This window comes from Flavobacterium sp. TSSA_36 (genome assembly GCF_051547165.1).
Lineage (GTDB): Bacteria > Bacteroidota > Bacteroidia > Flavobacteriales > Flavobacteriaceae > Flavobacterium.
Map to the genome: position 1 here is coordinate 208,719 of NZ_JBPTTP010000006.1, position 21,950 is coordinate 230,668.

A 21,950-nucleotide genomic window follows, 5' to 3' on the forward strand; every position below is an offset into this window, starting at 1 on the left:
ATGTTTTGTAATTTACATCAAAATTAACAATTGTTGTAATTTGAAAAACAACAATTTATGTAATTTAACGTTGTTTTCTAAAAAATAAATTACCCATTTTAATTGTAAGGTTATGAAAAATGTCGCTCTTTTTTTAATTGGACTAACTACGGTTTATTTAGTTTTTTTTATTGCCTTTTGCCAAGTAGCAACTTCCTTTACAGCAATGAATGTTTTATTCATCATTGGCAATGTATTAATCGTTGTCATGGTATATAAGGTACTAAAAGATGTGTACAATACCTCCAAAACATTCAAAGATTGGTATGAAGATCATTCAAAAATAGTAGAAAAATCATAGCTAGTCACTATATTTTTTTGATAGTAGAATACAAAAGATTAAGATATATTTTTCCTTTTTTGGTAGCCTCAACTTTCATTTTTTTTCGATCAATGGTTGTTCCTTTTCCAAGAAAATTTACTGGAATTTTTAATTTTTCAATTTCAAAACTCACGGCCACTTTTTTAGGTAAAACATCTTTGGTTTTTTCATATTCCATAGCCATTTGATAGGCGCCATCTTTTTTGGTATTGATTTCGGTAGTATGAAGGCGTTTTGTTTTTTCATCCAGCCAAACCGTAGCTATCGAAAAATCGGCTTTTGGATCGATAGGGATAATATTTAAGACTTTACAGAGTTTACCATTTTTAACTTCTTTTCCTCTGTCTACCGTAATATAAGGATATTCGGTGAGACTATTTAGTGAAAAATCTAAACCACGTTTGGGTAAAAGCACAAAATCATCGGCATCTATTTTTATTCTTTTACCTTTAGAATACGTAATAGTGGCTTGTTTTTCGGGCATATTGATAAAAGAAATGTCCACTTTCAAATTCAATTTAGCATTGAAAAAAGTCACAGAATCCATTCGCTGTTTCAAAGCCACTATATCCTTATCGATTTGTTGCGAAAAACAGGAAGTAATAGACCATAATAATAGTCCTATGTAAGATGATATTCTCATTAGTCTAGGTCTTTTCGGATAAATAAATAAGTGCCCAATAAGGTAGTCATCAGGCTGTAAAAGGAAAGTAAAATAGTATTGAAATATACTTGATTCCAAGCGATTTCAGGATAAAAGAAATATTGCCAACTATCAATTAATTTCACATAAAACCATTGGTTTAAAAAGGCGGAATTTAAATCTATTTTGAGAAATAAATTGGTAAAAACAAGAAAAAAAGTACAGGCTATCCAAGTAGCGGTGGCCTCTTTAATTTGAATGGCTAAAGTCATACTTACTACAGTGTAAAAGACCATAGAAAATCCACCAGAAATAAAGGCCAACAAAATGCGCTGTTTAGCAATTGTGTCTGTGAAAAAGTTCAATGATTCTAAATATACAATCAAATCACCTTGACCAAATAATGCATTTGAAAAGAAAATGGAAGTGATCGCAAGAAATAATAAAACAACTATAGTCAACTGAATGGCAACGAGATATTTTGCAACGATGAATTGACTTTTACTTACCGGCTGTAAGAATGTAGCTTGTAGCGTTTTGTCCTTGTATTCCGTTGTGATCATTCCCGAAACCAAAATCATCAAGATTAAAGGCAGATGAAACCAAAGCGTATTCAATAACAAATACACCATCAAATTACCATTTAACAAATTACCATTAAAATAGAACGATTTCCGTAAATTTTCAAGCAGAAGTTCGATAATGTCAGTACCCTGAAAATAGGCGCCAACCAAGACCAATCCTTCTATGATTATAATAGCCCCAAGTGCCCAATAGGTTCTGTTTTGTTTGAATAGTTTGTACCATTCTATTTTGATTAATTGCCACATCGTAGTTAAATTTCAAAGAGTTCTTTTATGCTGTAATCGGGTATGCAGGATTCTATTGCGATTCCTTCCAGCAGTAATTCTTGCAATAAACCGCTAATTTTATCAGATCCAATGGCCACCCATGCCATTTGCCCGCGTATTTGAAATTCATACTTTTTCAATGCTTTTGCTTGAGCAATTCCTTTTCCATACAAAGCATAGCCAATAGTGTGTGTTGATAATAGTTCTTGTGTTGGGCCACTATGCGCTATTTTCCCTTGTTTTAAGACGTAAAGACGATGGCAGGTTTTGGCAATTTCTTCAGTGATATGCGAAGAAAGTATAATAGAAAGTTGATGTTGTTCACAAAGAGTAAGAATGAGCTCTCGCAGGGCTGCCACACCTACTGGATCCAATCCATTGAAAGGTTCGTCTAAAACCAATACAGCGGGTTGATTGAGTAACGCAATGGCAATCGCCAATCGTTGTTTCATTCCCATTGAAAATCGACTAACTTGGTCATTACGATTGGGGTCAAGGCCCACTCGTTCGAGGTATCCATTGGCGAGACTTGTGGAAAGTTGTAACCCTTGAATACCCGCAAAAAGTTTTATGTTTTCTGCAGCCGAAAGATATTCGTAAAGTCCAGGTTTCTCAATGATGCCTCCCAAAGGTTTGGCATGATGCCTTGGAAGTACTACCGTTCCACTATCAGGTCGGATTAAGCCAAAAATAATTTTAAACAAAGTGGTTTTTCCAGCACCGTTAGCTCCTAATAAGCCAATGATTTCCCCAGGAGGACAATGCATGGAAACCCCGCGAAGGACTTCCAAATCGCCGTAGGATTTGTAAATATTTTGTATTTCCATTTATTGAGTAATCTTTATTTGAATCGCGTGATAATCAAATCTTGATTGATAACTTGGTTCCAAAAAAGTGCGATTCCAGAATTTTTTGCGGAATAAAAACAAGGGATCATTGACCATAAAATAAGGTACGAAATGATACCATTTTACTCCTTTTTGTTTGTAATAATTATCTATTTGATCTTTGTAACCTAGCTCATTTGCTGCAACTGTGGCTGCTATGCGTTGGCATTTTGAAACTATATAGGTATCACAAATACGTCTGTTGAAGCCATGTACAAAAAATTGATCTTTAGCTCTTTTGTAGTTTTGAAAGCGTGACCAACCATCGGCTAGTACCAAAAAAATGTGTAGAAAGGAAAACAAAAAACAGCTTAGCCAAAACAGTATTGCTATTTTACCTCTATTCAGAACTGCATCATGCAATTGAATACCATAAATCCAAGCTTCAAGGATGAATAGAATTAGCGAGTAGTATAAAAGCTCACCCACCTTCAAATAGGAAATAAATAAAGGGGGTTGTTTAGGCAAATCAGTAACAAACATTTTGAATAGCTTAATTTAAAGGTCTAGTCTAAAGTTAATAAAAAGAAATATTTTGAAAACAAGTATTTCTAGAAATCATTAATTGCGTCAATACTACTCATTTCCAACACCCTGTATTGATAATTATTTATTTGTTTCTTATTTATGCAACTGATTTTCAGGTCGTGCTATTACAAATTAAAGAAAAACAATTCGAATTACCTTTAAACTCGAATTTATTTAGCGTAGAATTATGATGTCTAAAAAATAACGTTATTATTTTGCAAAAAAGTATACAAAGTATTGTTTTATTCTAAATAATGATAAAAAAAAACCACTAATTACAAATGATGTAAATAGTGGTTTTTGATTGAATTTAGTGATGTTTACCCTCTAATCAATTTTCGGTATTTCAATCGTTTTGGAGTCAAATCGCCACCTAAACGTTTCTTTTTGTTTTCCTCGTATTCAGAGAAACTTCCTTCGAAAAAGTAGACTTCTGAATCTCCTTCAAATGCCAAAATATGGGTGCAAATTCTATCTAAGAACCATCTGTCGTGAGAGATAACTACGGCACAACCTGCAAAATTATCTAAACCTTCCTCAAGAGCACGTAACGTATTTACGTCCAAATCATTCGTTGGCTCATCTAAAAGCAATACGTTGCCTTCTTCTTTCAAGGTCATCGCTAAGTGTAAACGGTTGCGCTCTCCACCAGAAAGCATCGATACTTTTTTGTTTTGCTCGCCTCCTCCAAAATTGAAACGTGACAAATACGCTCTTGAGTTTACTTGTCTTCCACCCATCATGATTAACTCTTGCCCATCGGCAAAATTTTCCCAGATGGATTTGTTTGGATCAATGTTAGAATGTGATTGATCAACGTAAGCGATTTTTACGGTTTCTCCTACCGAAAATTCACCGCTGTCTGTTTGTTGTTCGCCCATAATCATTTTGAAAATAGTCGATTTACCAGCGCCATTCGGACCGATAATCCCAACAATTCCTGCTTGTGGCAAGGTAAAGTTCAGGTTATCATATAATAATTTTTCTCCAAAAGCTTTGGCAACATTTTTAGCTTCGATTACATTGGTTCCCAAACGCGGACCATTAGGAATATAGATTTCTAATTTTTCGTCTAATTGTTTTTGGTCTTCATTCAAAAGTTTGTCGTAGTTCTGCAAACGTGCTTTTTGTTTGGTTTGACGACCTTTGGCACCTTGACGAACCCAGTCCAACTCACGCTCTAAAGTCTTTCTGCGTTTCGAAGCCACTTTTTCTTCTTGCGCCATTCGATTCGATTTTTGATCTAGCCAAGAAGAATAGTTTCCTTTCCAAGGAATTCCTTCTCCACGATCTAATTCTAAAATCCAACCGGCTACATTATCCAAGAAATAACGGTCGTGTGTCACGGCAATTACAGTTCCAGCATATTGTGCTAAATGTTGTTCTAACCACAATACAGATTCAGCATCCAAGTGGTTGGTTGGCTCATCTAAAAGTAATACGTCAGGTTGTTGCAATAACAAACGACATAAAGCTACACGACGACGTTCTCCACCTGAAAGATTTTTGATGGGTGTATCACCCTCTGGAGTACGCAAAGCATCCATTGCAATTTCAAGTTTTGTATCGATTTCCCAAGCGCCTAAAGCATCAATTTTATCTTGCAAAGCCGCTTGACGATCCATCAATTTGTCCATTTTGTCTGGATCAGAATAGTTTTCTTCAAGACCAAACAAATCGTTGATTTGGTTGTATTCTTCGAGAACTGCCATCGTTTCGGCAACCCCTTCACGAACAATTTCGATTACGGTTTTGGAATCATCCAAAATTGGTTCTTGCTCTAAATAACCAACGGTATAGCCGGGTTGAAAAACAACATCCCCTTGATAATTTTTATCAACGCCTGCAATAATTTTTAAAAGAGAAGATTTACCAGAGCCATTAAGACCCAAAATACCAATTTTGGCTCCATAAAAGAAACTCAAATAAATGTTTTTTAATACTGGTTTATCTGCACCTTGATAGGTTTTACTCAATTTCTGCATCGAGAAAATGACCTTCTTATCGTCTGACATATTCTTAGTTTATTAAATTAATGTGTATTGTTTGTAATCGAGGACTTTTTTCAAAAAACTACACGCGGCCTTTCAGAGAACTAAAAACCCATGCGTTAGCCAGAAAACCAATTCCTACTGCTGCAAATCCCCATCCCGAAACATCTCTGTAACGAAATGCGCCTAATGCAATAAGTAGTAATCCCATTACTATCATTATAAATGTTGCCCATCCCAAGATGGTATTTTTATTCATTCCCATAATTTGCGGTATATTATTTTTTTTCGGAACTGCAAATATCGGTATTTTTTATAGATTTTTGAACTAAATTCTTATTCCTGAAATAAAATCATTGCGCTATGAGCAGGAATCGTTAGGGAATGATTTGTTGATTTTTCTGACAAAGTCAATTCTATAACCGTGCCATCAGCCGCAATTTTCCATGTACCGTCAAGTTGTAATGTTTTTGGACTTGAATCACCATTATAGTACACTCTGATATTTTTCCAGACATCACCATTAGCATTATCTTTTAGTGTAAAGCCTACTAAAAGAGGGTCGTTTGTATTCAAAAATTCCAGATGGTCTTGAATCATTTTTTCGGAAGGCATTTTAAAAGCAGGATGTGCTTTTCTCAGTGCTACTAAGTTTTTGTAATAGTGATACAATGCTGCGTTTTCGTGTTTCCAATTCCAATTGATTTTATTGATACTGTCCGGGGCGTTATAGGAATTTTCTACACCGCTTTTGGTGCGTTTCATTTCAACTCCCATGTGTAAAAACGGAATGCTTTGAGCTGTAAAAACAATGGTATTGGCTAATTTATCCATAGCCACCAAATCTTTTTCTGAAACAGAAGGATTCGCAATTTTTAACTTATCGTATAGTGTGTTATTATCGTGACAAGAAACGTAACCAATGACTTTTGTTGGAGCATCAGCATAAGGAAACTGTGCATAACTTCTACTTTTGTCATACTTTATCTGCGGATGATTAGTGGAGGCAACCACACCAAATTCAACTATTTCTTTGAGATTTTTATGGCCACTCACAAATCCTTTCTCTTCAACATTGGACCAATGTCCTTTTATACCATCTCGAATGTCATCTGAAAAAACAGCTATATCATTCAATTGTTTGACATGATTTTTTAAGGCTCTTTTCTCTAAAGGAAGCGGTGAATCTCCAGCTGTCCAGCCTTCACCGTATAAGAAAATGGAGGGGTCAATTTTTTTAAGTTCTTTTGAAATGAGATTCATAGTTTCGATGTCATGAATAGCCATTAAATCAAAACGAAAACCATCTACATGATATTCTTTTACCCAATATTTTAAGGATGAAAGCATGAATTGTCTTGCCATTGGTGTATCTGATGCGAATTCATTACCACAAGCCGATGCATCGGAACGCTTGCCGTCAGCCCAGTTTCTGTAATAATAACCAGGAACCAATTGGTCAAAAATATCCGTCGAACTGGTGTGATTGTACACTACATCCATCACCAATCGAATATTGGCTTGATGCAAGGCAAGCACCATTTCTTTGTATTCTTTCATTCTCACCAATCCATCAAAAGGATCGGTGGCATAAGAACCTTCTAGAGCATTGTAATTTTGTGGATCGTATCCCCAATTGTATTGTGGTTTATCTAAAGTAGCTTCGTCAATTGATTTGTAATCAAAAACCGGAAGCAAATGAAGATGGGTAATCCCTAATTCTTTGAGATGATCTAATCCAGTACTTTCTCCAAAACTATTTTTGGTGTTTTTCTCAGTTAATCCAAGAAATTTGCCTTTGTTTTTAATACCTGATGAAGGATCTATCGAAAAATCACGAACATGAGCTTCATATAAAATAATATCTGCTACCGATTTCAGTACGGGTTGTTTGTCGGTATTCCAACGGGTAGGATTTGTTTTTTTGGGATTGAAAATTAGTCCTCGATTACCATTTACACCAACACCTTTTGCATAAGGATCGGGCATTTCTTTAGACCATTTGCCCTCATTTTTGGCCTGCAAAGTGTAATAGGTATTATGAAAATCTCCTTTTAATTCGATGCTCCAAACGCCTGTTTTAGCCTCATATATCAAGTTTTTTGTAGCAAAGGCATTGCCTCCATTTCCTTTAGTGTATAGATGAAGCTGTACTTCTTCGGCGTTAGGACTCCAAAGCTTTAAGATTGTTTTACTAGAAGAATACGTCACTCCAAGATCTTCCTGAGAATAAACAGGATAGGAGTCAAATGAAGCGTATTTTATAGTGTTAGTTCTGGAATTTTGAGCTTTAGCCCAAGGCATCATTAGAAGTATCCCGATACTTAAAATGATATTTTTAAATAAAGTTGTCATGAGTATTTAGTTGAAAATTTTATATAACATTTCTTTTAGCAAATCGCCATTCGAAAGTGCATTGGCTCCAACTCCTTTGCTTTTTACATCAATATCGCGCAAGGAGCCCACAATTTGGCTCACTTTTCTCATCGGATAATTTTTAATAGCCACATCATAATCTTTTAAGAAATATGGATTAACCCCTAAAACAGCTGCTACATTTTTTGGATTTTTATCTTTCAATCCATGATATTTCAGTAGTTGAATGAAAAAACTAAAAACCAATCCTGTGGTCATTACAAGAGGATTGTCTTTTGGGTTTTGCGCAAAATTTTCTGCAATGGTATACGCTTTTAATTGATTGCGTTCGCCAATTGCTTTTCGTAATTCAAAAACATTAAAATCTTTACTAAAACCAATATTTTCCTCAATATGATGTGCAGTAATGGTACTTCCTGCAGGTAGTATGATTTTTAGTTTTTCAAGCTCATTGTTAATTCGGCTCAAATCGGTACCCAAAAATTCAACCAACATTGCAGATGCTTTGGGTTCGATAGCGTACTTTTTTCCAGCCAAAACTCGTTTAATCCAATCGCCTACTTGGTTTTCATATAGTTTTTTACTTTCATAAACTAAACCGTTTTTGGCTAGGGTTTTGGTGACTTTTTTGCGTTTGTCTAGTGTTTTGTATTTGTAACACAACACCAAAACGGTAGTAGGCATAGGCTTTTCGGCATAGCTTTCTAATTTGTCGATGGTTCTTGAAAGCTCTTGTGCTTCCTTAATAATCACCACTTGACGTTCAGCCATCATAGGATAGCGTTTGGCGGTACTTACAATGTCTTCAATAGTGACATCACGACCATACAATACAGTTTGATTGAAGCCTTTTTCATCTTCGCTCAAAACCGTATCTTCTATAAAATCGGATAATTTATCAATGTAGTAAGGTTCTTCCCCCATCAAAAAATAAATAGGTTTTAGATTCCCTGCTTTTATATCGTTTACAATTTTTACTACTTCGTCCATTTTTTGGGTATATAATTTGAAACGGAAGGTGTGTTCTTTATTTTGGCTCAGGCCATTCGCTTTTAAAAATATCCGCCACGATTTCACTAATGAATCACAAATTAAAACGTGTTTTAATACTGCGAATCACTACTATTGCTGGAATTCGTAATATTCAATTTCAGTTTCGATGATAATTAGTGTCAATTGTTGTAATTCGTGGCTAACTTTTTTTTAGATGCGAATGCCCAGTATTTGGTTGCTATCAAATGAAAACAACCAACAAAATAACTATTTTTGCTGCATGCAAGAACTCAATTTTCCATTTTACACTTTTCGATTCAAAAATAGCGAAAATAAAGCGGCTATTTTTGATGAAATACGTAAAAAATTCATAATTCTCACCCCGGAAGAATGGGTCCGACAACATGTAGTACAGTATTTAATTCAAGAAAAAAAATACCCAAAATCCTTGATCAATGTTGAAAAAGTATTGCATGTGAATGGAGTACGAAAACGATATGATATTGTGATTTATAATCCAAACGGAAGTATTTTTGCTTTGGTTGAATGTAAAGCGCCACATATTACCATCAGCCAAGCTACCTTTGATCAAATTGCACAATACAACATGACTTTAAAAGCCCAATTTTTGATGGTGACTAATGGTTTACATCATTTTTACTGTACCATGGATTTTGAAAACGAAAAGTATGACTTTTTGAGAGCACTTCCAGAATACCAAAATTTAAATTTTTTACCTAAATAAATACAATGACTTTAGCTGTAGTAATCTTGAATTGGAACGGAGTTTCTTTGTTAGAACAATTTCTACCCACACTCATAAAATGTTCATCCGAAGCTACTATTTACATAGCTGATAATGCGTCTACTGATGCCTCGATTTCTTACGTTAAAACAAACTTTCCTCAGGTCCAAATTATCCAAAATGAATCCAATTATGGGTTTGCAGGCGGGTATAATGAAGCGTTGAAAAATGTAACTGCTGATATTTTTGTATTGGTGAATTCGGATGTGGAAGTTACTCCAAATTGGTTGAATCCGATGATCACAACATTTGAAAATGAACCACAAACGGCTATCATCCAACCCAAAATTTTAGATTTTAAAAACAAAGAATATTTTGAATATGCCGGTGCAGGTGGCGGTTTTATTGACAAATATGGCTTTCCGTTTTGTAGAGGACGTATTTTTGAAACCATAGAAAAAGACTTAGGACAATATGATGACGCCCTGTCTATTTTTTGGGCCTCTGGGGCTTGTTTTTTTATTCGTAGTGTGGTTTACAATGAATTAAAAGGATTTGATGCTAGCTTTTTTGCACATCAAGAAGAAATCGATTTGTGTTGGCGTGCCCATAACAAAGGATATGCTGTAAAATATAATCCTAAATCCGTTGTATATCATGTGGGTGGAGCCACTTTACAACAAGGTAATCCCAAAAAGACCGAATTAAATTTCAGGAATTCACTTTTTATGCTGACTAAAAATTTGCCTAAAAACGTTTTATACCAACGGCTTTTTATACGGCTTTTGCTCGATGGTGTTGCAGCACTTCAATTTTTAGTAAAAGGAAAACCAAAACATTTTTTTTCTGTTTTGAAGGCGCATCTCGCTTTTTATCAGTATTTTAGTAGTCAATTTAAGAAAAGAGCAACAGTTCAGAATGTGTCTTATTACCAAGTAAATAGTATTGTTTTCTCCTATTTTATAAAGAATGGCACTGTTTTTGGAAAGTTAGTTTAACAATATTTTATACCTAGGGATTTACAATTTGATTTAACTTTGTACAACATTATTAAAATAAAAATTATGAAAAAAATAGTATTAGCTTTATCAGTTTTAGCTTTATTAACTTCCTGTGTTTCTAAGAAAAAATATTCTGCTTTAGAAGCAAAAAATAAAGAAACGCAAGATTTGTTAAATACAGCTACGGTAAAATTAAACTCTTGTTTGGAAGAAAGAGCAGGATTAGCCGCTACCGTTGAAGGATTAAAAGAAAAAAATCAATTATTGATTAATACCTCTAAAGATATGACAGTGCTTACTACAAAAGGAGCCGAAAATATCGAAAAAGCATTAGAATCTATCAAAGAAAAAGATTTGAAAATCAGCAGAATGCAAGATGCTTTAACCAAAAAAGACAGTGTTACTTTGGCTTTGGTTACCAGTTTGAAAAGTTCTGTTGGTATTTCTGACCCAGATATCGAAATTAATGTAGAAAAAGGAGTTGTATTTATCTCTATTGCCGATAAATTATTATTCAAAAGCGGAAGCTATGATGTTACTGATAAAGCCAAAGCAGTATTAGCTAAAGTGGCAAAAGTGGTTAACGACAAACCTGATTTTGAGTGTATGGTTGAAGGTCATACCGATAACGTTCCTTACAGAAGTAATGGTGTTTTATTAGACAACTGGGATTTGAGTGTAAAACGTTCTACTTCTATTATCAGAGTATTGACTAATGATTTGGGGGTAAAACCTGCTCAATTAATCGCCGCAGGAAGAAGTTCTTATGTGCCTTTATTTGAAAATGATTCACCAGAAAACAAAGCTAAAAACAGAAGAACAAGAATTGTGGTGATGCCAAAAATTGATCAATTTTATGACATGATCGAAAAAGAAATGAAAAAACAACAACAATAATTTTTGTTTTCAAAATTCAAAAAAGGCTATTTCAATTGAAATAGCCTTTTTTTTATCCCTAATCAGTCTCCTCAAGAATACTATTTCATTAACCTAAAGCGAACTGAATTGCAAATTACTTAAGTTTTTGTATATCCCATTTTCCAAGGCAATTAACTCTTGGTGTGTCCCTTTTTCAGCAATGCGACCTTGATCTAAGACCAGAATTTGATCCGCACTTCGGATAGTGGATAAGCGATGGGCAATAATGATACTCGTTCTTCCCTGCATCAAAATTTCTAACGCTTCTTGTACTAATTTTTCACTTTCACTATCCAAAGAGGAAGTCGCTTCATCTAAAATCAAAATACTTGGATTTTTAAGTAATGCTCTTGCAATGGCGATCCGTTGTCGCTGCCCTCCGGAAAGCTTTATTCCACGCTCGCCAACAATAGTCTCAAATTGTTCCGGAAAACCTTGTATGAACTGCAATGCATTAGCTTGTTTAGCCGCCAACATAATTTCATCATCAGTAGCATTAGGCTTTCCATACGCAATATTTTCTTTGATCGTTCCGCCAAACAAAATAACATCTTGAGGCACCACACTCATATTACCACGTAAAGCCTCTAAATCATAATCGAGCATGTTTTTATCATCAATCTTGATCGTGCCCCCAGTGACATCATAAAAACGAAGCAACAAAGACGCAATCGTAGATTTTCCAGCCCCACTAGGCCCCACAATGGCAATTTTTTGGCCAGCCAAAGCCGAAAAACTTACTCCTTTTAACACTTCAATTTCTTTGCGTGAAGGGTAGGTAAAGGCAACATTCTGAAAAGTAACCTCTCCTTTTATTTTGGGGAAATTAGGAAATTCAGTACTATTGGTATTTTCAGGTACTTCTGCTAATAATTCAAATACACGCTCCGTTGCTCCAATGGCTTTTTGCATTTGGGCATACAACTCAGCAATTCCACCAGAAGAAGCCCCAACATAGCTTGAATATAAGATAAAAGTAAACAGTTCCCCTACCGTAATTTCGCCAGCTATGCTTAATTGCACGCCATACCAAACTACACCAACAATAGTTCCGAACAAACAAACAATTATAAAAGAAGCAAAATAGCCACGCAATTGCCCGCCTTTTATAGCGACTTTTACCACTTCTCTAATTTTTGTAGTATATCTTTCTATTTCATACCATTCATTGGCAAAAGCCTTAACAATACTTATCCCTTGCATGGTTTCCTCAACAACAACCTGACTTTCGGCGACCTGATCCTGTACTTTCTTGGAATATTTTCGAATGTATCTCCCAAAAAAGACAGCTGCAACACCAACCAAAGGAACTACAGAAATCATCATTATGGTTAACTTAATGTTGATGCTAGCTAACATCACAAAACTCCCTACAATAAGAATAAATTGCCTCAAAAACTCAGCAATAGTAGTAGTTAACGTATCCTGAATTTGACTAATATCGTTACTGATTCTACTATTTAATTCCCCTACTCTTTTTTGAGAAAAGAAAGACATTGGTAATTTAACCAAATTAGTATACAGCGCTAAACGAACATTTGCAAGCGTATTCTCCGTAAAATTGACAAATAATGATAATCGAAAAAAAGAAAAAATAGATTGCAATACTAAAACCAACGCCAACCCTAAGGCAATTTGATTTGCTAAGCCACTGTCTTTCTTATTGACACAGTCCACGAGCATTCCCATAAATTTAGGAAACGCAAGCGCTGTGACACTTGTTAGTAATAAAAACAATAATCCTAAGTAAAATTTCCAAGTGTGGTTTTCAGCATAGTTGAATATAATCTTAGCTTTATTGATAGAGGTAGTCGTAATTTTAGCTTTCGGCAAATCGTTTTCTTTAAATCTTCCCATGGTATTTTTTTATAATGGCCAAATGTACCATTATGATGCCCTATTACAAAAAAATAATCACAGTTAGTTCAAAATTTAAGACACTGAATTACAGCTATTAAAAAAACAACTCGATTTTTTTTTATTTTTTTAATCAAAAAGGCTTGCAAATACGAATTCTAGCTGTATATTTGCACACGCAATAGGGCGATTAGCTCAGCTGGTTCAGAGCACCTCGTTTACACCGAGGGGGTCGGGGGTTCGAACCCCTCATCGCCCACAAATAAAATCCGTAATAACTTGAAAAAACAAGTTTTTACGGATTTTTTATATTATTTATCCCGAAATTTTCTCAAAAATATGGGATCCCTTTCAAAAATTGAAAAGTAAACCATCTCAATAAGACTATATTTTCACTTCCTAGACTGTCTTTTTATTGTATTAAAAATTCTACAATGACTTTATTTTTTACTAAAATACCCTCAAAACAAGTAGTGCAATTAAAAAATAATTAATACAACTCGGTTATTATTAAAAATTTTATTTAATTTACTAAAAGAATGAATTAAATTACAAAACTAAACAAATTCAAGATAAGCTTGCGTTTATATTCTTGTCATTTTTTTAAAACATTATAAAAAAATCTTATCCTTCACACCTCTTTTCCTTCTCAAAACCATCAAACCTTTATAAAGCATGAAAATTAATTATATAGTCCCTTTCTTTATAGCCTCTTTATTTTTGGCAAGTTGCAGCGCTTTAAAAAAAGACCCATTAAAAGAAGTTGTACACGTTAAATCCGGAATTATTCAGGAAGTTATTCAAAACCCAGAACATGAAGTTCAAATTATTTACACTCAAATCAAAAGAGGAAAACATGGAAAAATAACTTTTAAAGATTACAAATACCAAGTAAATAACAATAATTATCACTATCCAGCGAGCACGGTTAAATTTCCAATTGCAGTAATGGCGCTAGAAAAACTTAGTAGTATCCCAGACGCTTCCATTAATTCAGAATTTAGTATTGGAGACAATCCTAAAAAATGGAAATTTTCGGAAGAAATATCAAAACTATTTGCTGTTAGTGAAAACGAAGCTAGTAACCATCTCTTTGAATTCATAGGATATGATTACTTGAATGATGGCATGCATAAAAAGGGTTTGTACCCCTTTCGCATTACCCATCGTTTGTCTACTCCCAATTCAAGTAGCTTGACCATTCAACCTATTACCTTATACAAAGACAACCAAACAACAAGTATTTTTCCATCCACCATTTCTAAAAAATTCGAACCTTTAACATTGAATAATGTTAAAAAAGGAATAGGATATTTGAATGACGAAACCAACACTATAATAAATTCGTCCTTTGATTTTTCAATGAAAAACGATTACCCCGTTGAGACATTGCACAACACACTCAAAAGAATTATTTTCCCAGAAACTTTCAAAGAAAACGAGCGTTTTCATCTTTCAGAAAAATTTAGAGAATTTGTACTTTTTTCCATGCAAAATTTACCCAAAAATGCAGGGTATGATCCTAAAGAATATTACGACGGATATTGCAAATTTTTAATGTTTGGTGATACCAAAGAAAATATCCCTGATCATATCAAAATTTACAATAAAGTAGGAGATGCCTACGGAACCCTGACTGACTGCGCTTACATTGTAGACACTAAAAACAACCTAGAATTTATGGTAACCGCTACTTTATTAGTAAATAAAAACAAAATTTTTAATGATGGCGTTTATGAATATGAAACCGTAGGCTTCCCGTTTTTAGCAGAACTTGGTCGCCAACTCTATGAAAAAACGAAAAACAAGTAAACTCTTTAGAGCTTGTTTTTGATGCTAGGTGAAATGGCATTTGAATGAAATAAAAAAAATAATTTTCACAAATAAATAGTTTTTTTATTTCAGAATTACAAGGTAGTCGTATACAATCGAATCCAAAATAATTATACCAAATCAGAAATAATCTTAAACAAGCTCTTAATTCAAGGTCAAAGCACCTAAAATTTCTTCTGATAAGAAAGGACCTCCTGGATACTTGGCGGTATAATCTAAATTCATCCAAACTTGACCACGTTCGTCAATATGATAATGAATTTCTTTATTCCAACTTTCTCTCAGAAACAATTCATTTTTAATCAAATAATTAATTTTTTCCAAATCTTGCTTGGAGCCAATAAGTATTTCTGGATAGATATGCCCCTTGGTATGAATTAATCTTGGTGTGCCGCCTATTGCCCGTACACAAGCCGCCATCAAAATCGAATGATCGTCACAATCTCCCGAAAAATAAAGCAACGATTCAGAGGCCGTAGCGATATAATCACCATCTTTCGGATCGTGAACATAATTCCATCGCGCATTTATCTCTTTAAATACTGCAAAACACTGAATGATGGTTCTATAATCTGAATAGCCAGTTATCGTTTTAAAATGTTTAGTCGTTGCCATAATAGCAAAGTTTCTAACCTTAGGACTTTGATATTCTATGGCACTTTTAATTTTTGACTTATTAGGAAAAGGTAGCAATTTTGCAATGATAATATCTTGCGGATAAGGACTATCAGACATGGTATACAGCATAGAATTATAATCTTCTACTACACTATCAAAACCATAACTACCAAAAACGCTACCATAAATAAGCATAAAAAAATAAAGTAAAATAGCCAAAAAGGCTAGCGTTTTTAATGCATTTAAAATATAATGAACAAGGATAAAAACTAGAATAAAAATAAAAATACGATCCAAATTATAGCCCCAATTTAGATCTATTACATTATGATGAATGATAATAAAAACAGGAAAGGTTATTAATAAATTTAAAATAGAAATAATAACTATATCCCATGGTTTCCTGACTTGAAGTTGGGTTTTAAACGTATTGAAATCAATGTTTCTTGGTGTTATCATATCATTGAAAAGAAGTAGTATTATACCTCTTTAACTACATTGGCAAATGTACTTTTTTTATCAATAATACCGAGTTTCAATAATTGATTTTGGACATTGTTTAACACATTCTCACTCAATTGATTTTGGGACCATTCGGTTAAAGCCAACCATTTTTCAAGATCTTCCTCTTTTTGATGATAACGAGCAGCAAGAATGGCTAAGACACCGGTTAATGATTTAAAAACTAGCGTATAGCCATTAATTACTCTCAGTATTTTTCGAATAGCGTCTGGATTTTGATCCAAAATTTCCTCTCGGACAGCAATAACAAAACAAGGCCAAGGTGTGGGACAATCATCTATTCTCCTGAAAATTCCTTTGTCAACAAGTGGCTGCGTCATAAATCGTTCCCACATAAAATAATCAGCGGTACCTTCCGTCAAAGCAGTAACGGCACCGTCAATGGTATTGACAATTTCGAATTGTAATGAATTTACATCCCACTTTTGGTTACCGGCATTGACATAAGCCATTAATTGAGAACCAGAACCTATTCTTGAAATGGCAGCTTTGGTACCTTCAAGTTGCGCTAAGTTTTCGTATTTGGATTGTGTTGCAACATGAATTCCCCAAATCAAAGGAGTTTCTACATAGACTTGAACGATTTTTGAAGGATTGCCTGCGGTAATATCTTTTACGATACCTTCGGTTAAAATAATAGCAACATCCGTACTTCCATCGCGAAGCATTTGACACATTTTACCGGTGCCTTCTGGAACATCCGTCCATTGCAAATCGATAGCTTCTTTTTTAAAATCTCCATTTTCTATGGCTAAATGCCAAGGCAAATTAAAATGTTCTGGAACACCAGCTATTCGTATTGTTGTCATTTATTTTTGATTTAGATTCAATAGTTGCCACCATTTCCAATTGATGCCGTCTTCAGCTGTATATTCTTCTACAAATTGCATCCCACATTTGCTTAGGATATGATTAGAAGCACCATTTTGAGCGTGGGTGTAAGCATTCATTTCTTGTATTTGCATTTGATTAAAACCATAATCCAACCAGAATTTTGTGGCTTCGGTGGCGTAGCCTTTGTTCCAAAAGCGCTCGTCCAGGCGGTATCCGTAATCGTAGAAGTTGGTATTCCCATTTTCTACATGATCGTTGATGAACTTAATACCTGTCCAACCGATGAACTGACCATCTTCTTTTAAAAAAGTAGCAAAACGACCAATTCTATTGGCTGCATATTGTTTTTGGAGCGATTCAATCACTGGATATATTTCTGTAATATCATGAACTGGTTTGTTCCATAAATATTTGTGAACAATAGGATTAGAATCCATAATAAACATAGCTTCGGCATCGTCAATCGTAAAAGGGCGCAGTATTAATCGGTCGGTTTCGAGGTTTAAATTCATATTTTGTTGTAATTATTGCGCTAGTTTATTCAGTGTATACAAAATAAGTTCGTCTACAGCTTTATAAGGATCTTGGCTGAAAGTTCCGTTAGCACGATTAGCAATGATGGCATTCATAGATAAGCAATGATGTCCAAGTAACTTACCGAGACCATAGATTGCGCTGGTTTCCATTTCTAAATTGGTAATTCGATGTCCTTCGAAAGTAAAGGAATCCATTTTAGAATTCAATGCTGTATCTTGGATTCCTAAACGCAACACACGTCCTTGTGGTCCATAAAAACCACCAGCGGTTGCTGTAATTCCTTTGTGAATTTGCTCACTTGCAATTAATTGCTCCAACTCAGGGGAACAACCTATAAAATAAGGCGTTCCTTTTTTCAAATCCCAGTTGGTATGCTCGATAAACGCTTTTTCTAAACGAGTCTCAGAAATCGAATCAATCAAATAGGAGCGAAGCATGTTGTCTAATCCTAGTCCGTATTGGGCCATCACAAAATGATCTACTGGGATATCAGCTTGCAGAGACCCTGAAGTTCCAATTCTGATGATTTGCAATGCTGTTAGAGTATCTTTTACCTTTCTAGTTTTCAAATCGATATTGACTAAAGCGTCAAGCTCGTTGAGTACGATATCAATATTATCAGGACCAATTCCAGTAGAAACCACACTAATTCGCTTGCCTTTATAGGTACCAGTTTGCGTTTTGAATTCTCTTTTTTGAACGGTAAACTCAATAGCATCAAAGTGCTTAGTGATTTTTTCTACACGATCTTGATCACCCACAAACAGAATTGTAGTTGCAATTTGTTCTGGCTTTAAGTTAAGATGATACACACTACCATCAGGATTGAGTATTAATTCGGAATCTTTAATCATAACCTATGTTTAAATTGTTTAAGGTTTAATCGTTTAATGTTGTTAAACTGAGTACTAAAAGCTGCATACTGAACACTCTATTTTACCCTCCAACTCTTTTTGTTTTAAAGCCTTTTTCTTTTAAAAGAGTCATTATTTTATCGCGGTAATCTCCTTGAATGATAATCGCTCCTTCTTTAAAAGTACCACCAACACTCAATTTTGTTTTTATTTCTTTGGCTAAAATTTTGAAATCTTCATCGGTTCCTTCGTAGCCTTCTATAATAGTGGTAGCTTTTCCTTTTCGTTTTTCATATTTGCAAATCATCGGTTCTTTTTGCACATACAATTCGTGTGCTACTTCCTCAATGGGTTCGTCAGGAAGGGGTTGATGATCTGGAAAAAGATGTTTTAATTGGTCTTGTAAATCCATAAAATTGAACTTTTGAAAAAATCAAATTCCAAATTCCAAGAAGGTAGGCTTTGGAATTTGGAATTACTGATAGTATGTTTATACTTTTACTTTTTGATTAAACCCAAATCCACCAAACGCTCATATAAATAATCGCCAGCAGTGATATCATCAAATAATTTAGGGTGTTGGTCATTGATACAATTTTCCAAGCAATTCAGCTTCATATCGCTAACAGGATGCATGAAAAACGGAATAGAATAACGTGAGGTTCCCCATAATTCTCTTGGTGGATTCACCACTTGATGAATAGTTGATTTCAAACGATTATTGGTATGACGAGATAACATATCACCAACATTAATCATTAATTCATCAGGTTGTGCCATAGCATCAATCCATTCGCCATCGTGGTTTTGCACTTGTAAGCCTTTTCCTTGAGCACCCATTAATAAGGTAATCAAATTAATATCTCCGTGAGCTGCTGCACGAACGGCGCCGTCTTTTGGCTCATCTGTGATTGGCGGATAATGAATAGGTCGCAAAATGCTATTACCATCTTTTACGTATTGGTCAAAGTAAAATTCGTCCAAACCAATAAACAAGGCTAATGCTCTTAATACATAAACCCCTGTTTTCTCAAGCATTTGATAGGCTTCTTTACCAACTGAATTAAAATTAGCTAATTCTGAAACTTCAACATTGGCAGGATATTCGCCAGCGTATTTTGAACCTTCGCTTACATATTGGCCAAAATGCCAAAACTCTTTCAAATCTCCAGCTGAGCGTCCTTTGGCATGTTCTTTTCCAAAAGAAATGTAGCCTCTTTGTCCGCCAATACCTGGAATTTCATATTTTTCTTTTACTTCGAGAGGAAGTGTAAAAAAGTTACGAACTTCGGCATACAAGTTCTCAACTAATTCGTCATTCAAAAAATGACCTTTTAATGCTACGAAGCCTATTTCTTCGTAAGCGGTTCCGATTTCATTTACAAATTTTTGTTTACGTTTCGGGTCATCCGAAAGGAAATCACGCAAGTCAACACTAGGAATGTTTTGCATATTATTTGAATTTTGATAATTTAGAAGCTTTTTAAAACTTCTAGTTACAAATGTAAAGAATATTTTCAATTCTGACTTTTTAAAAAATCATTTGAAATTCAAAAAATATAACAAAAACAATCAAAACTGTTATATTTTTATATCTTTGAAGCACTCATAAAAATCGAAAACCATGACTTTTGATAGAAAAGAACTTAGCAACGAACAATTAATTAGTCTCTATAAAAAAATACTGCTTCCTAGACTTATTGAGGAAAAAATGTTAATCTTGATACGACAAGGTAAAGTATCCAAATGGTTTTCAGGCATTGGTCAAGAAGCTATTGCTGTAGGTATTACCGCTGCTTTAGAGCAAGATGAGTATATATTGCCAATGCACAGGAATTTAGGAGTTTTTACAGGAAGAGACATTCCGTTACACCGATTATTTTCTCAATGGCAAGGTAAAGCAAATGGTTTTACAAAAGGTAGAGATCGCAGTTTTCACTTCGGTACCCAAGAATATAAAATTATTGGAATGATTTCGCACTTAGGCCCTCAATTAGGAGTGGCAGATGGGATTGCTTTGGCCAATACTTTAAAAAAGAATAATAAAATTACTGCTGTTTTTACGGGAGAAGGAGCGACAAGTGAAGGCGACTTTCACGAAGCTCTAAATATTGCGGCTGTTTGGGATTTACCAGTTCTTTTTGTGATTGAAAATAACGGTTATGGACTTTCAACGCCAACGAATGAACAATACCGTTGTGAAAATCTAGCCGATAAAGGAAAAGGTTACGGAATGGAAAGCCATATTGTGGATGGCAATAATATTTTGGAAGTTTTTACTTTGATTTCAGAATTAAAAGCTTCAATGATTGAGCGTCCACGTCCTATTTTGCTAGAGTTTAAAACCTTTAGAATGCGAGGTCACGAAGAGGCAAGTGGTACCAAATATGTTCCTCAAGAGTTGATGGATTTATGGGCAGTGAAAGACCCTGTTGCGAATTATAAAGACTTTTTACTTCAAAATGGCATTCTTACAGAAGCAGAAGATGCTGAAATCAAAGCAAAAATAAAACAGGAAATCGATACCGATTGGGCTATGGCTAATGCCGAACCTGAAATTGAAGCTAGTTTTGCTGAAGAGTTAAATGATGTTTATCAACCCTACGTTGCAGAAATTGTTGAACCATCAGGAGCTACAGAAAATATTCGTTTTATAGATGCCATTAGTCAAGGATTAAGACAATCCATGCAGCGCTTCGAAAACTCTGTAATCATGGGGCAAGACATTGCTGAATATGGTGGAGCCTTTAAGATAACCGATGGCTTTGTGGCTGAATTTGGAAAGGAACGCGTTCGAAATACCCCTATTTGCGAAAGCGCCGTAGTATCTGCCGCTATGGGATTGTCCATTAATGGATACAAAGCCATAATGGAAATGCAATTTGCAGATTTTGTGTCTACAGGTTTTAATCCAATAGTGAATCTTTTGGCTAAATCACATTATCGTTGGTTAGAAAAAGCCGATGTTGTGGTCCGAATGCCTTGCGGAGGTGGAACTCAAGCGGGACCTTTTCATTCTCAAACCAATGAAGCATGGTTTACCAAAACACCAGGTTTGAAAGTAGTGTATCCTGCTTTTCCTTATGATGCCAAAGGATTATTAAATGAATCCATTACTGATCCAAATCCGGTTTTGTTTTTTGAACATAAATTATTGTATCGTTCTGTTTATCAAGAAGTACCAAAGGAATATTATACGATTCCTTTAGGTAAAGCAGCCGTTTTAAAAGAAGGTAATCAAATCACTATTATTGCTTTTGGAGCTACCGTTCATTGGGCATTAGAAACATTGATTAAAAATCCACAAATAAGTGCAGATGTAATTGATTTAAGAACCTTACAACCTTTAGATACCGAAACTATTTTTACTTCGGTAAAGAAAACAGGAAAGGCAATTATTGTTCAAGAAGACAGTCTTTTCGGCGGAATCGCAAGTGATTTGTCAGCATTGATTATGGAAAATTGCTTTGAATATTTAGATGCACCAGTAAAACGAGTAGCCAGTTTGGATTCACCTATACCTTTTACAAAAACTTTAGAAGATCAATATTTACCCAAAGGCAGATTCGAAAAGGAATTATTAGAGCTAATCCAGTACTAA

General features: G+C 34.7%; 21 protein-coding genes and 1 tRNA gene. 7 read left to right on the plus strand and 15 right to left on the minus strand.

The genetic code is table 11. From position 1 onward, the window contains the following. Nucleotides 1-112 precede the first annotated feature (112 nt). Nucleotides 113-340 (plus strand): hypothetical protein, encoded by a 228-nt coding sequence (locus ACSVH7_RS12685; protein WP_438067067.1) that lies wholly within the window; start codon nt 113-115, stop codon nt 338-340. A gap of 7 nt (nt 341-347) precedes the next feature. Here ACSVH7_RS12685 and ACSVH7_RS12690 read toward each other — a convergent pair whose 3' ends face one another. The 8 genes from ACSVH7_RS12690 to holA all read right to left on the minus strand — a co-directional run bounded on the left by ACSVH7_RS12690 (nt 348) and on the right by holA (nt 8,627). Further along, a complete protein-coding gene (locus ACSVH7_RS12690; protein ID WP_438067068.1) occupies nt 348-1,004 on the minus strand; it encodes a hypothetical protein in 657 nt (218 codons plus the stop codon). Beyond that, complete coding sequence (locus ACSVH7_RS12695; RefSeq protein WP_438067069.1) at nt 1,004-1,834, minus strand: ABC transporter permease; 831 nt, start codon at nt 1,832-1,834, stop codon at nt 1,004-1,006. Before ACSVH7_RS12695 ends, ACSVH7_RS12690 begins: the two co-directional genes overlap by 1 nt. Nucleotides 1,835-1,839: 5 nt before the next feature. Further along, the gene (locus tag ACSVH7_RS12700) at nt 1,840-2,682 is read right to left on the minus strand and encodes an ABC transporter ATP-binding protein (RefSeq protein ID WP_438067070.1); all 843 of its coding nucleotides are present in this window, start codon (nt 2,680-2,682) and stop codon (nt 1,840-1,842) included. Next, a complete protein-coding gene (locus ACSVH7_RS12705) occupies nt 2,683-3,225 on the minus strand; it encodes a hypothetical protein (protein WP_438067071.1) in 543 nt (180 codons plus the stop codon). Nucleotides 3,226-3,590: 365 nt separating this feature from the next. Continuing rightward, a complete protein-coding gene (gene ettA / locus ACSVH7_RS12710) occupies nt 3,591-5,285 on the minus strand; it encodes an energy-dependent translational throttle protein EttA (protein WP_438067072.1) in 1,695 nt (564 codons plus the stop codon). 58 nt (nt 5,286-5,343) lie between these two features. Beyond that, on the minus strand, nt 5,344-5,526 hold the full coding sequence (locus tag ACSVH7_RS12715) for a CAL67264 family membrane protein (protein ID WP_438067073.1): 183 nt from the start codon (nt 5,524-5,526) through the stop codon (nt 5,344-5,346). 71 nt (nt 5,527-5,597) lie between these two features. Beyond that, nucleotides 5,598-7,616, minus strand: a complete 2,019-nt coding sequence (pulA, locus tag ACSVH7_RS12720; RefSeq protein ID WP_438067074.1) for a type I pullulanase — start codon at nt 7,614-7,616, stop codon at nt 5,598-5,600. 6 nt (nt 7,617-7,622) lie between these two features. Beyond that, entirely contained in the window at nt 7,623-8,627 is a 1,005-nt protein-coding gene (gene holA, locus ACSVH7_RS12725) for a DNA polymerase III subunit delta (RefSeq protein ID WP_438067075.1), read from the minus strand. Nucleotides 8,628-8,910: 283 nt separating this feature from the next. Between holA and ACSVH7_RS12730 the strand changes: the two genes are divergently transcribed. The 3 genes from ACSVH7_RS12730 (at nt 8,911) to ACSVH7_RS12740 (ending at nt 11,273) form a co-directional block, all read left to right on the plus strand. Further along, nucleotides 8,911-9,375, plus strand: coding sequence for a type I restriction enzyme HsdR N-terminal domain-containing protein (locus ACSVH7_RS12730; RefSeq protein WP_438067076.1), 465 nt, complete (start codon nt 8,911-8,913; stop codon nt 9,373-9,375). Nucleotides 9,376-9,380: 5 nt separating this feature from the next. Next, nucleotides 9,381-10,373: a glycosyltransferase family 2 protein gene (locus tag ACSVH7_RS12735; RefSeq protein WP_438067077.1), complete on the plus strand. Its 993-nt coding sequence runs from the start codon at nt 9,381-9,383 to the stop codon at nt 10,371-10,373. Nucleotides 10,374-10,439: 66 nt separating this feature from the next. Further along, the gene (locus ACSVH7_RS12740) at nt 10,440-11,273 is read left to right on the plus strand and encodes an OmpA/MotB family protein (protein ID WP_438067078.1); all 834 of its coding nucleotides are present in this window, start codon (nt 10,440-10,442) and stop codon (nt 11,271-11,273) included. A gap of 93 nt (nt 11,274-11,366) precedes the next feature. Here ACSVH7_RS12740 and ACSVH7_RS12745 read toward each other — a convergent pair whose 3' ends face one another. Further along, entirely contained in the window at nt 11,367-13,151 is a 1,785-nt protein-coding gene (locus ACSVH7_RS12745) for an ABC transporter ATP-binding protein (RefSeq protein WP_438067079.1), read from the minus strand. 184 nt (nt 13,152-13,335) lie between these two features. Between ACSVH7_RS12745 and ACSVH7_RS12750 the strand changes: the two genes are divergently transcribed. Both ACSVH7_RS12750 and ACSVH7_RS12755 read left to right on the plus strand, forming a co-directional pair. Continuing rightward, nucleotides 13,336-13,410, plus strand: a tRNA-Val gene (locus tag ACSVH7_RS12750). Nucleotides 13,411-13,826: 416 nt separating this feature from the next. After that, nucleotides 13,827-14,963, plus strand: a complete 1,137-nt coding sequence (locus tag ACSVH7_RS12755) for a serine hydrolase (RefSeq protein WP_438067080.1) — start codon at nt 13,827-13,829, stop codon at nt 14,961-14,963. A 165-nt stretch (nt 14,964-15,128) separates the two neighbouring features. Here the strand turns inward: ACSVH7_RS12755 and ACSVH7_RS12760 are convergent, their stop codons facing one another. The 6 genes from ACSVH7_RS12760 to ACSVH7_RS12785 all read right to left on the minus strand — a co-directional run bounded on the left by ACSVH7_RS12760 (nt 15,129) and on the right by ACSVH7_RS12785 (nt 19,801). After that, nucleotides 15,129-16,061, minus strand: a complete 933-nt coding sequence (locus ACSVH7_RS12760; RefSeq protein WP_438067081.1) for a transglutaminase — start codon at nt 16,059-16,061, stop codon at nt 15,129-15,131. Between the two features lie 20 nt (nt 16,062-16,081). After that, nucleotides 16,082-16,933: a substrate-binding domain-containing protein gene (locus ACSVH7_RS12765; protein ID WP_438067082.1), complete on the minus strand. Its 852-nt coding sequence runs from the start codon at nt 16,931-16,933 to the stop codon at nt 16,082-16,084. After that, nucleotides 16,934-17,470, minus strand: coding sequence for a GNAT family N-acetyltransferase (locus ACSVH7_RS12770; RefSeq protein ID WP_438067083.1), 537 nt, complete (start codon nt 17,468-17,470; stop codon nt 16,934-16,936). Between the two features lie 12 nt (nt 17,471-17,482). Continuing rightward, on the minus strand, nt 17,483-18,349 hold the full coding sequence (locus tag ACSVH7_RS12775) for a nucleoside phosphorylase (protein ID WP_438067084.1): 867 nt from the start codon (nt 18,347-18,349) through the stop codon (nt 17,483-17,485). Between the two features lie 82 nt (nt 18,350-18,431). Further along, nucleotides 18,432-18,761, minus strand: coding sequence for a translation initiation factor (locus ACSVH7_RS12780; RefSeq protein ID WP_300977934.1), 330 nt, complete (start codon nt 18,759-18,761; stop codon nt 18,432-18,434). 86 nt (nt 18,762-18,847) lie between these two features. Beyond that, a complete protein-coding gene (locus ACSVH7_RS12785; protein WP_438067085.1) occupies nt 18,848-19,801 on the minus strand; it encodes an isopenicillin N synthase family dioxygenase in 954 nt (317 codons plus the stop codon). Between the two features lie 172 nt (nt 19,802-19,973). Between ACSVH7_RS12785 and ACSVH7_RS12790 the strand changes: the two genes are divergently transcribed. Then, nucleotides 19,974-21,950: an alpha-ketoacid dehydrogenase subunit alpha/beta gene (locus ACSVH7_RS12790; protein WP_438067086.1), complete on the plus strand. Its 1,977-nt coding sequence runs from the start codon at nt 19,974-19,976 to the stop codon at nt 21,948-21,950.

What these genes read in the sequence shown, in the direction of transcription:
- ACSVH7_RS12685 (WP_438067067.1), top strand. Translation starts at nt 113, where the DNA reads ATGAAAAATGTCGCTCTTTTTTTAATTGGACTAACTACGGTTTATTTA.
- ACSVH7_RS12690 (WP_438067068.1), bottom strand. Translation starts at nt 1,004, where the DNA reads ATGAGAATATCATCTTACATAGGACTATTATTATGGTCTATTACTTCC.
- ACSVH7_RS12695 (WP_438067069.1), bottom strand. Translation starts at nt 1,834, where the DNA reads ATGTGGCAATTAATCAAAATAGAATGGTACAAACTATTCAAACAAAAC.
- ACSVH7_RS12700 (WP_438067070.1), bottom strand. Translation starts at nt 2,682, where the DNA reads ATGGAAATACAAAATATTTACAAATCCTACGGCGATTTGGAAGTCCTT.
- ACSVH7_RS12705 (WP_438067071.1), bottom strand. Translation starts at nt 3,225, where the DNA reads ATGTTTGTTACTGATTTGCCTAAACAACCCCCTTTATTTATTTCCTAT.
- ettA (WP_438067072.1), bottom strand. Translation starts at nt 5,285, where the DNA reads ATGTCAGACGATAAGAAGGTCATTTTCTCGATGCAGAAATTGAGTAAA.
- ACSVH7_RS12715 (WP_438067073.1), bottom strand. Translation starts at nt 5,526, where the DNA reads ATGGGAATGAATAAAAATACCATCTTGGGATGGGCAACATTTATAATG.
- pulA (WP_438067074.1), bottom strand. Translation starts at nt 7,616, where the DNA reads ATGACAACTTTATTTAAAAATATCATTTTAAGTATCGGGATACTTCTA.
- holA (WP_438067075.1), bottom strand. Translation starts at nt 8,627, where the DNA reads ATGGACGAAGTAGTAAAAATTGTAAACGATATAAAAGCAGGGAATCTA.
- ACSVH7_RS12730 (WP_438067076.1), top strand. Translation starts at nt 8,911, where the DNA reads ATGCAAGAACTCAATTTTCCATTTTACACTTTTCGATTCAAAAATAGC.
- ACSVH7_RS12735 (WP_438067077.1), top strand. Translation starts at nt 9,381, where the DNA reads ATGACTTTAGCTGTAGTAATCTTGAATTGGAACGGAGTTTCTTTGTTA.
- ACSVH7_RS12740 (WP_438067078.1), top strand. Translation starts at nt 10,440, where the DNA reads ATGAAAAAAATAGTATTAGCTTTATCAGTTTTAGCTTTATTAACTTCC.
- ACSVH7_RS12745 (WP_438067079.1), bottom strand. Translation starts at nt 13,151, where the DNA reads ATGGGAAGATTTAAAGAAAACGATTTGCCGAAAGCTAAAATTACGACT.
- ACSVH7_RS12755 (WP_438067080.1), top strand. Translation starts at nt 13,827, where the DNA reads ATGAAAATTAATTATATAGTCCCTTTCTTTATAGCCTCTTTATTTTTG.
- ACSVH7_RS12760 (WP_438067081.1), bottom strand. Translation starts at nt 16,061, where the DNA reads ATGATAACACCAAGAAACATTGATTTCAATACGTTTAAAACCCAACTT.
- ACSVH7_RS12765 (WP_438067082.1), bottom strand. Translation starts at nt 16,933, where the DNA reads ATGACAACAATACGAATAGCTGGTGTTCCAGAACATTTTAATTTGCCT.
- ACSVH7_RS12770 (WP_438067083.1), bottom strand. Translation starts at nt 17,470, where the DNA reads ATGAATTTAAACCTCGAAACCGACCGATTAATACTGCGCCCTTTTACG.
- ACSVH7_RS12775 (WP_438067084.1), bottom strand. Translation starts at nt 18,349, where the DNA reads ATGATTAAAGATTCCGAATTAATACTCAATCCTGATGGTAGTGTGTAT.
- ACSVH7_RS12780 (WP_300977934.1), bottom strand. Translation starts at nt 18,761, where the DNA reads ATGGATTTACAAGACCAATTAAAACATCTTTTTCCAGATCATCAACCC.
- ACSVH7_RS12785 (WP_438067085.1), bottom strand. Translation starts at nt 19,801, where the DNA reads ATGCAAAACATTCCTAGTGTTGACTTGCGTGATTTCCTTTCGGATGAC.
- ACSVH7_RS12790 (WP_438067086.1), top strand. Translation starts at nt 19,974, where the DNA reads ATGACTTTTGATAGAAAAGAACTTAGCAACGAACAATTAATTAGTCTC.